12 protein-coding genes and 1 pseudogene are annotated in these 12,930 nt (G+C 42.0%); 7 read left to right on the top strand and 6 right to left on the bottom strand.

The annotated features are described in order from the left end of the window. Positions 1-443: 443 nt before the first annotated feature. Positions 444-1,034, bottom strand: a complete 591-nt coding sequence (locus B9Z42_RS15935; protein ID WP_100134406.1) for a hypothetical protein — start codon at positions 1,032-1,034, stop codon at positions 444-446. 311 nt (positions 1,035-1,345) lie between these two features. Beyond that, complete coding sequence (locus tag B9Z42_RS15930; RefSeq protein WP_100134405.1) at positions 1,346-4,837, bottom strand: Ig-like domain-containing protein; 3,492 nt, start codon at positions 4,835-4,837, stop codon at positions 1,346-1,348. Between the two features lie 117 nt (positions 4,838-4,954). Here B9Z42_RS15930 and B9Z42_RS16520 point away from each other — a divergent pair, with 117 nt between their 5' ends. From B9Z42_RS16520 to B9Z42_RS15915, 3 genes and pseudogenes are all read left to right on the top strand, one after another. Next, the gene (locus B9Z42_RS16520) at positions 4,955-5,215 is read left to right on the top strand and encodes a helix-turn-helix transcriptional regulator (protein ID WP_199172112.1); all 261 of its coding nucleotides are present in this window, start codon (positions 4,955-4,957) and stop codon (positions 5,213-5,215) included. Between the two features lie 594 nt (positions 5,216-5,809). Further along, positions 5,810-5,998 (top strand): annotated as a pseudogene (locus B9Z42_RS15920) (IS256 family transposase); the annotation flags it as partial. A 45-nt stretch (positions 5,999-6,043) separates the two neighbouring features. Next, a complete protein-coding gene (locus B9Z42_RS15915) occupies positions 6,044-6,820 on the top strand; it encodes a dienelactone hydrolase family protein (protein WP_100134404.1) in 777 nt (258 codons plus the stop codon). Positions 6,821-6,981: 161 nt separating this feature from the next. On the opposite strand, the gene B9Z42_RS15910 is transcribed toward B9Z42_RS15915, so the two are convergent. The 3 genes from B9Z42_RS15910 to B9Z42_RS16475 form a co-directional block, all read right to left on the bottom strand. Further along, the gene (locus B9Z42_RS15910) at positions 6,982-7,554 is read right to left on the bottom strand and encodes a recombinase family protein (protein ID WP_100134403.1); all 573 of its coding nucleotides are present in this window, start codon (positions 7,552-7,554) and stop codon (positions 6,982-6,984) included. A 62-nt stretch (positions 7,555-7,616) separates the two neighbouring features. Beyond that, a complete protein-coding gene (locus B9Z42_RS15905) occupies positions 7,617-8,021 on the bottom strand; it encodes an H-NS family nucleoid-associated regulatory protein (RefSeq protein WP_100134407.1) in 405 nt (134 codons plus the stop codon). Positions 8,022-8,200: 179 nt separating this feature from the next. Next, positions 8,201-8,395, bottom strand: a complete 195-nt coding sequence (locus B9Z42_RS16475; RefSeq protein ID WP_143474112.1) for a hypothetical protein — start codon at positions 8,393-8,395, stop codon at positions 8,201-8,203. Between the two features lie 612 nt (positions 8,396-9,007). Between B9Z42_RS16475 and B9Z42_RS16225 the strand changes: the two genes are divergently transcribed. The 3 genes from B9Z42_RS16225 (at position 9,008) to B9Z42_RS16310 (ending at position 10,792) form a co-directional block, all read left to right on the top strand. Continuing rightward, entirely contained in the window at positions 9,008-9,505 is a 498-nt protein-coding gene (locus B9Z42_RS16225) for a hypothetical protein (RefSeq protein ID WP_143474111.1), read from the top strand. 320 nt (positions 9,506-9,825) lie between these two features. Further along, on the top strand, positions 9,826-9,999 hold the full coding sequence (locus B9Z42_RS16315; protein WP_158235979.1) for a hypothetical protein: 174 nt from the start codon (positions 9,826-9,828) through the stop codon (positions 9,997-9,999). 58 nt (positions 10,000-10,057) lie between these two features. Continuing rightward, positions 10,058-10,792 carry a hypothetical protein gene (locus B9Z42_RS16310; protein WP_100134402.1) on the top strand — a complete coding sequence of 245 codons (735 nt, stop codon included), beginning with the start codon at positions 10,058-10,060 and terminating at the stop codon, positions 10,790-10,792. Here B9Z42_RS16310 and B9Z42_RS16215 read toward each other — a convergent pair. Further along, positions 10,767-11,483, bottom strand: coding sequence for a hypothetical protein (locus tag B9Z42_RS16215; protein ID WP_143474109.1), 717 nt, complete (start codon positions 11,481-11,483; stop codon positions 10,767-10,769). The two genes, B9Z42_RS16310 and B9Z42_RS16215, sit on opposite strands and share 26 nt — an antisense overlap. Before the next feature lie 747 nt (positions 11,484-12,230). Here B9Z42_RS16215 and B9Z42_RS15895 point away from each other — a divergent pair. Further along, positions 12,231-12,821: a hypothetical protein gene (locus B9Z42_RS15895; protein ID WP_100134401.1), complete on the top strand. Its 591-nt coding sequence runs from the start codon at positions 12,231-12,233 to the stop codon at positions 12,819-12,821. The last annotated feature ends 109 nt before the right edge of the window (positions 12,822-12,930 follow it).

Below are 12,930 nucleotides of genomic sequence, written 5' to 3'. Positions count from 1 at the left end.
TTCAGGTTTTTTGTAATCCGCCAACAGGCGGTCTATGAGTTCGTTGCTTACGGTCATTTCTCTTCCTTTGAAGATGAAGGCAGTTTCCTGCCATTAGACCGTTTACACAAAATCTAGGACACGCCCTCGCTCCGTTTACACAAAATCCGGGACACCCTCACAAAAATACCAACAACTTTTTTAGTATCTAAGCGTTGCTCTTGATCTACGTAGTTCGAATGTGCTGGACTGAACTTCTAGCCCAATCCTGTTGCTTCAAGGCACAACCAATCAACAATCTTCCACCACACTGCCTACTCAGATGTATTTTGGTTGTTCCAGTTAATTTCAACGGATTCTTGCTCAGGGTACCAGTCTGACACTATGTTTGCTAGTTCTTCAGGATTGTCAGACTCTGCTTATAGCACCAGATTGGACTCCTTCAGTTTACGGCAGGTTAAGCATCACTCTTTGAGATCGCGTTTGCGTGAAAGTTTCTTCAGCGCATCGAGGCGATCATCGACCAGCTTTTTAACACGCTGATACTCTGCCCAGCCGCGATTACCGGTCAGGTATATGCCAACATTTGAGGGTAGTTTTCCGGTCCTTTCCAATTCAACTTGAATCGAGTCTTTCGCCCACTTGTCTGTAATGAATGGATCTGATCGACGTGTGACAGGCTTTCCGTATGCTTCTAAAAGTGTTCCGCGCAATGCGGCAAGGGCTTCTAATTCGAGCCAGCCTAGGTCCATAGAGACTCTAGTGAGCCCATCACGCCAAAACAAAAGCCTTGCGGGTTCCGCAACAGCAATACCAGCGATGCTGTCGACGTTGACAACACAAGAAACAACCGGTACTTCGATGTCTTTTATACCAGTCTCGCGAACAATATCCTGTAAATTTGTCGTTGGCGCACCCCTGCAAGCAACTTCGGAAGACTGACCTATGGTCCAGCCTTTAATGCCAAATGGTTCCTGTTGAGCATTGCAACCTCCAGTTTGAGAAACCAATGCGCATGCAATCGCGAGAATTCGGGTGATGTGAAAGGTTTGCATTTGTGATATCTAACGAAATTTATGCCGCAAAGTCTGCAGGATATTCTGGACGCTGCAGGATAAACTGGATTTGATTGTCAGCTTTTGAGTGCAGGGAAAGTCCGCATACAGCCTATTACGGCTATATGTTTGATGTCCGCACTGCAGCGATTGCTGTCGATGTCACATCTCGGTGACAGACTAACTGCAGCGGTAGAAGTCGCTCTGTGAACACTATGTGGCATTCCCCCAAACCTCTAGACATATTTCATAGCGAATTAATTTTCGGGTGTATTAAGTGGGGCTGAAGGCCCCACTTAATTTGAACTTGATTAATAGTTCCAATATTGCGTCGAAACAGCAAGTGAATCAACAGTTCTCGCAAAGGCTTTTAGCATTGCTGCTCCTGGTGCCCAGTTACCTGACAAACAATTAGATCCGCATGCCAGTGTGGTAGATGCTGAACTTGGCGCTAGATTGTTTATGCTTGAAGTTGACGATCCATTCCAGAACATTCCGACTTGATATGTGTATATATTAGAGTTTGCAGTAAGCGCAGATTGAAAACCAGAAGTTCCTGCATAGCTTAAAAAAGCAGTTTTTGTTGCAGTTGTAAAGTCAGGGTAATCAGGATAGTTTCTTGCGTCGGCAAGTGACAGCATTGAAGTTGGAAGGCGATTAACATAATTAACAGTTGAACCATCAGATAACCAAATCGTGATGTTATAAGGTTCACCGCTGCCAATTGCACTGAGGTCATTATCTGATAGCCATTCACCGCCAGCGGTAGTTGATCCTTGATATGTAAATGCACTACTTCCTCCGGCGGCAATCGAATTTCCGTCGGAACCCCAGCTTCTTAATGCAATCGCAGCATTTTCATTTCCAGTCTCGGACATTCTGAATACACCAGTGCAGATATCGGTGGTTTGAATTGAGGCTAAATTATTAGGGTTGGAAGCAAGTGTTGACTCGTTTAGTGCAGATCCATTATACGAAACGTTGTTAAGAAACGATATTGCAAGTGAGGCGTTGACTGTTGTTCCACAGGAAGGGTCATTTTGTGCAAGGTAGATTCCACCAGTAGGTAATCCTTTTCCTTTGATATTAGCGAGTACTGCTTTGCGGTTTGAGTTATCAGTTGATGAAAGTTTCTTAAATACTAAATTGAAGCCTGTTTGATAATCAGTACCAGATTGCTTCACCATTTTTTGTACTGTTGGCGTGATTGTCGCTAAATAGTCACGTTGATCACCAACTAATCTGTACCCAGTGTCAATAGAAGATGTAAGAGAAGAAATCTTTTTAACAACTAGAAACTTATTTCCGGCAGAATCGCCGAAGCTAGTAAGAGCGCCCGAAGCAAGTTGAATAGGAAATTGAACAATCCATGATATTCCAAGTTGATCTAAAGGTCTGATAATTTTTGGTTGCAGGAATACAGCGTTATCCAAAGTGGAGTTTGTGAGCGCATAACCGAATAATCCATAATGGAAAGCGGTATTAGCCGCTGATGGGTTGAAACTTGAATTATTCCAATTCGAATTATTCCATTTGAAGCCGGAGTGTTTAAAGCCATTTGCTGCAGTGATGTCACTTGTGACTACAAAATTAGAATCTGCACAATTCGCAATTGGACTAGATGGTGTTCCTCGAGAACTTGCCGAGCTAGCAAAGCAAGTTTGAAGTTTTGATCTAAGACCTTCTAGATCTGTAACTGTTAACAACGGAGTGCTTGCTATTAATTGTGCGGATGCAGTCCCGCTCGGCAGCTGTCCCTTTTGGATTGTTAATGATTGCAATTGACTTGAGTTAGACGAGCCAGTCGATAAATCATTTGATGCTAAGTTGGATGTCGTCGCTATAACAATTTTTCCAGAAGTTTTGATCTCAACTTTAATATTATCCAGCGCTGCATCCATATTGTTATTAAAGGATGAGTTTATGAATGACGTTGGGCTTGATGTTAGGTTTGAAAAAGCCTGAGAATAAGCAGTATCTACCGCCTGAATACGCTCTGCACTCAAATTTGAATTTCCAGCATTATTAAAAGTATCGCTAGGGTTGCCAGTGGTTGAAAGTGTCGCTGCAATTGCCGTTGTGACTTGAGAAACGTTAGCTGTTCCAACGGATCCTGTAACACTATATAGATTGGAGGTTGCATCCCCAATGATCCCGCTTGCTTTAATAACAAATGGAGGGGTTGCTGTTGAAGAAATTGTTATTGTGTAAGCGCCTGTCGAATCGCTTGTGCCCGTTCCAACAGTAATGCCTTTTGAGTCAACAACGTTAATAGTTGCATTTCCAACAGGTGCGCCAGTGGCAACAGTTCCAATTAAGTTATTGGGCTCCACTTTAAGCGTTAATGAATTTGAACTAGATCCTAAGTAGCTTGCTGAAAGTGAAACATCACCGACAGCGGTTGCCGATAAAATAGCATTTACTATTCCATCAATCGTATTTTTTGCAATCGTTACAGCGCCATTGCTGCCAGCAGCCGGGGTAACAATCCAGTCTACTAGTGACGATACTATTTGTGTTGCATTATTTGAAAGTGTAGCAATAGCCTTAAGGGCAGTAGTTGCGCCTTGTTTGAGTACTGTTAAGCCACTTTCAATATACGAGATCACCAAGTTTGTAATAGTTGGATCTAATACGGTTTCATTTTTGGTAGTTGAAATAGCATTTGTCGAGCCTGTTGGTGTCAAGCTGGCGGTAATCGTTGAACTTCCCTTGGCAACTCCAGATGCCAAACCTGTCGAACTAACAACAACTTTACTCTCATCGGTGGAGGTCCAACTTACTTGATTCGTTAAGTCTTTTGTCGAACCGTCACTGTAAGTGCCGGTAGCTGCGAGTTGATCATTTTTTCCTGCCGGTGGACTTGCAGTGTTGGAAATAGCAATTGAATCTAAAACTGCAGCAGTGGTAGTTTGTAAAAGTGAGCCCGAAATACTAATGGCAGATCCTGTCGGCTTAAGGCTTGCTGTGATGGTCGACGCCCCTTGCCCAGAACCTGTTGCCACGCCTGCGGAGGTGATCGAGACCGCCGAGGTGTTGGAGGATGACCAAGTTACTTGATCAGTTAAGTTTTGCGTTGTTCCATCGCTGTACGTCCCCGTGGCCACAAAGTTTTCGGTACGCCCAGCAGCATTGCTCGGTTTAGAAGAAGTTACCGTGATGCTGTTGAGAGTTTTATTACTTGTGCTAACGGTACCGGCCGAATCTGAAACAACTCCACGGCTCCTTTGCAGATCAAGCGCAGTAGTAGCTGCGTTTGCTGTAACTAATGCTTTGCCTTGATCAACCGCTGATACGAGAGTCTGTAGGGTTTCTTGCGATGCGACCCCTGAATTGGAAACTAGTGTTACTGCAGTCACATTAGACAATGCAGTATTTGTAGCGGTTGGAATAACGATTTTTCCAGTAGCTGACCCATCGTGCAAGCTCTGAAGAAACTGGGCAATCACAACGGCAGAATTTGCAGACGTGGCGCTCCTCGCCACGCTTGCGACATCTTGTGGTGTTACCTTGCCATCTATGCCTACTGCTGTAGCGGTACCAAGTGTTACGTTGCCCACTTTAAAAATACAAGTTGCTCCGCTTGGGTATGAAAAATTGCCTTGACTGTCTGTCAAGCCGTTGGTGGTAGTGGTGCTGTTTGTACAAGAGTAAGTTAAACCACTAACTGGATCATCAATAAAGGTTCCGATCAAGTTGGATGTAGCACTGCTAGCGCCTCCACCGCAACCAACCAAGGTGGCGATTGCGCTTGCAAGCAATAAGATGGCTAATGGGTTACGGCTTAAAGAAGAAGATTTCATCAGTGCTGGCCTTTTGTGTGTGATTTTGTTAGTTTAAACAAATTTTGTTAAAGATAACATTGTTTTGTAGATTATTTTCCGTGGACTATCAATCACATCAATTGCACAGTCAAAGATGTGACTAACGATGCCGCTGTTATAGCTATAAAGATTTCAACGACAGTTAAGAAGCGCCGAAAAATTCTGCGGCTCTCCCAAGAGGCAATGGCAGACAAGGCAGGGATAGACCGAACGTATGCGAGCCAAATAGAGAGGGGAATTGCAAATCCATCCCTTTTCGTGCTTTGTTCCATTGCAAAGGCGCTAGATATCAGTTTTATGCAACTAGTGAACGGTGACATTCAGTGCACCTTTGGTGATAAGGCTCCGACGGTTTAGAAGATAGTAATGTTCAGTCCCTGTGAACTGACTGAGCATCGATTGGTCGAATGCCATCGAGCGCTATGTGGAGGCATCCATCTCATTTCAATATCCAATGCTTTAAATGTCATTGCACCAGATGGTCAGTTGATTGTTCGCAACAAGTACGGTGAACTTGACGCATTGAGCCCTTGACCTGCTTGGCGTACGTGAGGTAACTGCGTGTACTGGTGCGTTGGCACATCGGTATTGTGCTCAACTTACTGCTACAACAGCATCAATGTCATGCCATTGCGGCTAGCTCGTTATGAATCAGGCCGCAGTCTGACAAGCAAAACTGCAGGTGTTTTGCTGTGGTGACCTGCCGCTGCCAGTCGTACCAAGGTGATCGAACTACTTTTGAAATGGTCTAAACTTTTCCTAGGATTGCCAAAGCGTCTAGGTATAAATCAAGTGACCCGAAATACATCAGCAGATGCATTGAGGTGGGTTCTAAATTGTGTATGAAATGATCCATGAGGCGTAGGGTTCAGATCATTGGCAGGGCGTGTCCTAGATTTTGTGTAAACGGTCTAATGGCAGGAAACTGCCTTCATCTTCAAAGGAAGAGAAATGACCGTAAGCAACGAACTCATAGACCGCCTGTTGGCGGATTACAAAAAGCCTGAAGACCTCATCGGAGAAAACGGGCTTCTCAAACAATTGACCAAACGCTTGGTCGAGCGAGCCCTCCAAGCCGAGATGGCTGAGCACCTCGGGCACGGCAAGAACGAACCCGTTGCCAATCCCAACGGACATAGCACAACACGTAGTAGATCTGTTATAAATTAGCAAAAGGAATGGCTTATGAACAAAACTGCATTATGGTTATTTATCCTGATTCCCATGCTGTTTGTGGGATGTGTAGCAACAACTGACGGAGTTAAACGATCTTCAGGGGAAGTTCTGCCAGTTAGATTGGAAGCAAGTCCAGTCAGCGATAAAGCTAAAGCTGCGACTGTCCTCATCGCTCACGGATCAGGTGGCGTTAGTAATGGAAATAGAGTGCTGGCAAAAGAGTTGAACGACTGGGGATACAACGCTGTCATTGTCGACCACTATACATTGCGTGGGATTTCTAGACATACAGGAACCGCATTACATGGTGTGCGTGGTGAGGATCGTGCTCTTGACAACATTGAGACTGCAAGATGGGTCCAAAAACAACCGTGGCATGCCGGCAAGATCGCACTTGTTGGCTTTAGTCAAGGTGGTGCAGGCGTTTTGTCAATGATTGATGAAAGAATCATGCGGAACCTTGATTACATTTCTGATTCAGAACCGAATCCAATTTCAGTTGCAGTAGCGTTTTATCCTGCATGCACCATTAGTTCAGTGCCATTTAAACCAGCTATGCCAACGCAAATACATTTGGCAGAGAAGGATGATCTTGCTTTCATAAGTGCGTGCCATTTTCATACCAACCACACTTATGAAGTTCATACGTACAAAAATGCAACTCACTCATTTGATGAGTACATTGCTGCGGGAGCAGTGTTGAAATTTACGCATAGGTACGACTCGCAAGTAACGAGTGAATCTAGAAAAAATTTAAAAAGATTTCTAGATGAAAACATGAAGTGATAAACGAGCGTCAAGAAACAGGACGCTTAAGACATTGCTTCTTGAATCAGGCTTTGACAGTGTTAGAAGCAGATTCAATCTAAGTGTCCAGTTTGATGGGGGAGGATGCCGACGAATTAACACTCGCTCCGTTTACACAAAATTCGGGACACCCTTGAAATTCACAATGATGCGGTCACCGTTCCTACACCCACTCGTAATTCTTTGGCAATTTTCTTCTTGCCCAAGCCCTTCGCATGCAACATTCTGATTGCGATTCGCACTGAAGCGTTCATGTTGGTAGGACGGCCCAACTTAACCCCTCGCTCTAGGGCCCTTTGCTGCCCAGCACGGATCTTTGCTGCTATCAGCGTCTTTTGATAGTGCGTCATAGCATCTACAAACTTAAGCACAGTAGGCCCTTCAGGATTGCTCGTATCCATGCCCTGATTCTGAAACAGCACATCTACCCCATAGCTGTGAAGGCTGTGCATCAAACGAACCAAGTCATCAAGTGAATTCCCAAAAATGGATATGTCCCATACCATGACTTTGACAAATGTTCTTTTCTCTGACATTTTCATCAGCGATTCAAGACCTGTCATGGACTCCCTAGGATTCAAGCATTGATCGCCTGTATCAGAGAAGGTAGCAACAACAGAATCACCTGATTGAAGTGCAACTTGCCGCATTGCAATTAGCTGATCATTGGAAGGCTTCAGATGGGATTCACGCGTGTAGATTGCAACCCTCATGTCACTTTACCGGCCTGAATAGCTGCATTCTGAACAGATACGAAGTGCATGGTGATAGGCAATTATTGACCTACATGCACGGCAACTTGCCCCAATTGAGTTGTTGGCTTAATGAGAGCAGACTCAAGTTGGCCTTTTTCTCGGAGATCTGAACACCAAGTAGGCGCTTTACCCCGACCAGTCCAAGTCAAAGAAGGATCTACGGGATTACGATATTTGGGAACTACCTTAGCTCGAACCAGAGTTTTCTTTGTACCCTTTGAAGATTTCACCGTTTTAGACCTTGTTGGACTGGTTCCATTCAATGCATTCAAGATTTTAGATGCCGGTAATTCAGCATCATTTGCAAGACGAAGGATCTCAGCCATGGTTCTTTCTTGATATTTCTTCTTGAGTACTGGTTCTTTGTTCAAAATATCATGCATTCGTTTTTTAAAAGATTCAAGAACTGCATTAGTGAAAGTCATGGTAATAATCCTATTAAGTTTTAACACTTGTATTTTATGGGTTTCTGAATTTATCGCCAAATCAATCTCATCGAGGATGTAATTGTCTTCACATCGGGACGTGATAGCTAATGAAGAAAAACAAGTAAAAAACCCGCACAATGACGGGTTTTCTTTAAAAGCATGAAATATCAGTATTGTTAAATTCTTCCATAACTTACAAAAAGGTCATAGACCTCGACTTGAACAGACTTGCCGTTTAAACCTTTTTTCCATCCATGACGGAGTGGATAAGGAACACCCAAAAGTTCAGCTTGAATCTTTTTAAGCCCAGTACCACTCTTTTGACCGAACGTGATATTTGCAGAATTTAACACTATAAAATTTGAAGACATATATTATCCATAATAATATTTGGACAGCGTGCAATAATTATGCGTGCTGATTATGAATTGACTTGATTCATACTGTGTTTCTCCAACCACCTCATCTAAAGTAGTGTTTTGTGATGAAAGGTGAGAAATCTAGCGGTTAAAGTATTAAATTAGTTTCTTAACTTTTCTTGACCGTCAATCCTCTCCTCATAAACTCCCATAAGAACATATCAAGATTTCGACATCGTTCCGCTTGCATTACAGCCCAGTAGATTAAATCATCCGGAGCATTACATAAGCGTTGTCCGCTACCTCGACCATTTGGTATAATCATATTTTTATTAAAATGTCTTTTGTTCCCCATTGTTACTCCTTTAAGTATGGATCATCGGTGTCCATATGCTTATTGTAATATTTCAGATATAGAAAGTCAAGGATTTGATAAGGAATTTGACAAAACAAATAATCAAAATATAGCTTGCAATTGGTGATGCGTTTACAATACAATATATGCCAACGCCTTTTGTTGACGATTCATAGCAGCCTTTAAAGTCAGTGTCTCATACATTCACCTGTACATTATTTCAAATGTGGTCACCACAACTTGCCTAAAATCTTGTTCAATGAGTGTGAATGAATTCAATGGCCCCAAGTTTGTTTGACCGTAAAGGATTGCTTGCTGAGGTTATGTCTCAGTTTCGGATCAGCATATCTGGCTACCATGGCACCAATCACTGGACGCGAGTTCGGCATTATGCTTTAACTATCGGATCTGAAGTTGGAGCAGATTTGTTGGTTGTGGAACTCTTTGCTTTTTTGCATGACAGTCAAAGGATCAATGAAAATGAAGATCGCATGCATGGAGATAGAGCAGCAGAATATGCCGAGTCATTGAATCATCGTTATTTCGACCTGCCGGATTCAGGGCTCGACAAGTTGGTGCACTCCATTAGATTTCACAGCTATGGGAAAATTCACCAGTGTCCAACTATTCAAACCTGTTGGGATGCTGACCGCCTTGACCTAGGAAGAGTGGGTATCAAACCAAGTGCTAAATATCTCTCACCATTTGGTGCCAAACATATTGATGCAGCCTATGAGTGTTCTAAGCTCAAAAGAATTAACGATTAAATTTTCTTCCATTGCTAAACTGCATAGAGTACTTGCACAGCAATTTATGGCATCAATCAGGTTTTCTAGGGTTAAGACCTTTAACCATTTCCATCAGTGCAACGGAGGTTATTTCTGTCCACTCCCCGTGATGTGCAGCAATGAATTTTCGTTGCATGTCTTTTGGCGAAGATTTATCATCAAGTAGGCGAACATACTCCGCAAGTGATGAAATCCTAGGTCTAGTATTGCGATTACGTCCAGATCTTTTCATTTGAGCCTTTCTTGTTGGCTGACCAATTACACGAAGAAATAGATTTGGTAATATAATGATACTGTATATGAATGAAGATAAAGTAGAACTCTATTGCTCGTACGATGACTGCCGTGGTGAGTGGCAAGTTTGGTATCCAAGGCCTTTAGGTGGCATGGAAGTGCTTGAATCATTTACCGAAGCAGCAGATGCTAAGCAATTCATGCAAGATCAAATCGATTCTGCTGATTACGACGCATAGTCAGCACTAAATTCACCAATAGATTAACATCCGTACATTGAATTTATCTCACTTCTGGATGCAAAAACTGTACAACAACGGTGAGTTTGATGAACCTTACGTTGAAAACAGTTTCTCGACAAACTTAAAACTTATTTCCACAGACATCTCTAATCAGGCAATCTCATCATTGATCCAAGAGGAAATTCCCTATTGGAATTTTGTACGGCTACTCATCCTTCGATCATTAAGGTATGCCTTAATTACTGGCAGGCTAGATCCCAAGGAATCTGGATTAATTGATCTAGCATGCAGGTCCATAGGTATTGAAAGAGCAGGACAATGTCTAAGGGCTCATGGAGTAAAAATCTTAATTTCGAATTTCAGTAGAATCTTGTCTGAATTTGAAGAAAATTCACCAAAAAGACCAGTTATTCCCGATTATTTGCAGAAAAACCTACAATTCTTCACTGATCACTTAAATTTATCAGAAACCGAAGCTGATTTATTTTCATTCTGTATCCTTATCCAATCAGAACCAATTTTGAGTAGATCACTTGAACTTATGGGTGAAATGAATTGCACCCATGTTCCTCGTGTACTTGCAAATCTTTTAAACTTGCCTGTAGTTGAAGTCGAGATTGCTTTCTTACCCAAAAATAAACTCCATCAATTTTCCTTGGTTAAACTAAATCTCAATGGAGTCTCAGATATTTCTACCTGTTTCAAGCTAATCCATCAAGACTTTGGTCAGCAGATGTGTATGCGACAAGAATCTCCATTAGAGATTATTTTGCATTTGATGGGCGAATAACTTCGGATCGTGGTCCAAAGACTGGGAATTCTTCATTATTTCTGGAATACAATTTCCCTGCATATAGAACCCAATTGACATCACATCGCTTAACACAACTACTCATTACTAAGTATTTGTGGAATGGCTTCAAAGTATTCTCCCCAATCAATTGGTCCATCTTATCCTGATGAGTTGGATGAACCGCAAAGATTGCATGATGGTGCAGTGCGGTGGAAAATTCTAGGTTATTAGACTTTTTCCTTGAAATGACTCTGGTTACCTTTGATTGATGTTCATCAATGAATGCATAAACAATTGGCTGTGATGCCTTTTTTTGGCTCCCTTTGTGCCACTGATTGTCTTTAAAAATATGATCTGGCAATAGATTATCCCAATATATCTGTCTGAAATAAGTATTGATATCATTGGCAGTTGGTGTATGTGTTTCCCAATCTGGATAGGTAATTGTTACTGCATAAAGAATATACCCTTCGCTTTGTTTTTGTTTAATTAGTTTACCAATACTTCTGACATGTGGATGAATCAAAGAGGTTTTGATAACTCCATGCTGTCTATATGAATAATATTTCTGATCCAAGTAGTTAGTCTTGTCTGTATAGATTGATAGATCTGAGTGGTTTGAATTAGTAATTGATTCAGTTGATGTGTCAGTATCTGTATCTGTATCTCTTGTTTGAATGTTTTTCATAATTGTTTCTTGTATTTTATAATCAGGCACACCAATTTAAATTGACGCTGCATCAGATCAATTTCAGCACTGTAATCAAAACACCGAATACGGATGAACTTTGATTTATCTCCTTCAATGCCACAAAGGAGATGTCGAGCGTTTTTCCAAACTGGGGATGATGAAGTGTGGACTTCATTTATGAATGCACGTTTGAACATATTTATTCTTTAATGGGCATTTGGATGTATTTATGCTTTGCAATCTACAGGCGATGTTTAACCTGCATTTGCTGCATGAATGTTTTTTGGTCAGGGTTCGGCGTCTTGTTAAAGGATAAATCCCAAGAGCGGAAGTGATATTTCTCAAACTGTCAAACTATTAGAGGGTTCAACAGGTTAAAGGTAGCGTTTTATTTGGTTTTTAATTTAGATTTTTCATATGTATAACTTTCGTATGTATAAGACGTATATGCAAACTAAAACGTAAATTGACCGTTTAAAGCCGTCAATTTATGTACTTAAGCTATTGTGCAATACTGACTCAGTGGCATTTCTTCATGTCTTGTATAAGTATGCGCCATTCAATATCAACAAATCAAGTACTTTGAAATAATTTTTTGCTGGAGCAGCATGCTTGCACATACTGATATTAGGGCTGGTGGCAAACTTGCAAGGCCGATCTCGAAATTTATTTTAGGTTCGATATGGTCAATCGGCCCGAAACATACCTAAGCAATATCTGCAAGCATTCCTTTCACGTGGCAGCTTGAAGATAGGCACACTGCACGACTACAGAAAAACTGAATCCTATGGGAATGTCATCGGCGACAAAAATGAAGGCCTTCACAAGACAGAGTTGTTTTTGAAAGGTGGTGGCGAAATTGACCTAGCATCCAACCCACCAGAGTCTGAGTATTTTCGTAAACATGTATTACAGCCAGAACAGCGAGATGCCAAAGTCAAAATTATTCTCGAAGATGGTGCGCGCCTAATTGCACATAGCAATTCCCCAGATCTCTATATCTACTGCGTATCTTCAGAATACAGCCCAACTGTCATGAAGGAGTTCGGCTGCGATGCTTGCCTACAGATTTTTCGACCATATGAGTTCTTCGATTTAATCAGCAGAAAAATTCGCCATCAAGCCGTCTTCAACGGACTAGGACCCGTCACATATCTAAACAAAACGACTCATTACACACAACCGCATACTCTGCACCCTGCGGTGATGAAAGACCCAGAATATGACTATCAGAAAGAATGGCGTGCTATCTGGGTTACTAATAAGACCAACTATCAGCCTTTCATCGTGAAAGTTCCGAAGGCAATTCGCCACTGCCGAGCATACCCACCTTAGCACTTGGGTAAAGACTTGAAACAAACTGCTTTCGTAGCTAGCGAGACAGCTTGGTTACGTCGATTTCCATTTAACTCAAGTACGAATAGAGTGTCTGACGTGAGATGCT

Origin of the sequence: Limnohabitans sp. B9-3, assembly GCF_002778325.1 — a bacterium.
Classification (GTDB): domain Bacteria; phylum Pseudomonadota; class Gammaproteobacteria; order Burkholderiales; family Burkholderiaceae_C; genus Limnohabitans; species Limnohabitans kasalickyi.
Note: the sequence above shows the minus strand (reverse complement) of the source record. Positions and strands in the feature narration are given on the sequence as shown.

Excerpts from the sequence above, each read along its gene's own strand:
- B9Z42_RS15935 (WP_100134406.1), bottom strand. The coding sequence starts at position 1,034 with ATGCAAACCTTTCACATCACCCGAATTCTCGCGATTGCATGCGCATTG.
- B9Z42_RS15930 (WP_100134405.1), bottom strand. The coding sequence starts at position 4,837 with ATGAAATCTTCTTCTTTAAGCCGTAACCCATTAGCCATCTTATTGCTT.
- B9Z42_RS15915 (WP_100134404.1), top strand. The coding sequence starts at position 6,044 with ATGAACAAAACTGCATTATGGTTATTTATCCTGATTCCCATGCTGTTT.
- B9Z42_RS15910 (WP_100134403.1), bottom strand. The coding sequence starts at position 7,554 with ATGAGGGTTGCAATCTACACGCGTGAATCCCATCTGAAGCCTTCCAAT.
- B9Z42_RS15905 (WP_100134407.1), bottom strand. The coding sequence starts at position 8,021 with ATGACTTTCACTAATGCAGTTCTTGAATCTTTTAAAAAACGAATGCAT.
- B9Z42_RS16475 (WP_143474112.1), bottom strand. The coding sequence starts at position 8,395 with ATGTCTTCAAATTTTATAGTGTTAAATTCTGCAAATATCACGTTCGGT.
- B9Z42_RS16225 (WP_143474111.1), top strand. The coding sequence starts at position 9,008 with ATGAATTCAATGGCCCCAAGTTTGTTTGACCGTAAAGGATTGCTTGCT.
- B9Z42_RS16315 (WP_158235979.1), top strand. The coding sequence starts at position 9,826 with ATGAATGAAGATAAAGTAGAACTCTATTGCTCGTACGATGACTGCCGT.
- B9Z42_RS16310 (WP_100134402.1), top strand. The coding sequence starts at position 10,058 with ATGCAAAAACTGTACAACAACGGTGAGTTTGATGAACCTTACGTTGAA.
- B9Z42_RS16215 (WP_143474109.1), bottom strand. The coding sequence starts at position 11,483 with ATGAAAAACATTCAAACAAGAGATACAGATACAGATACTGACACATCA.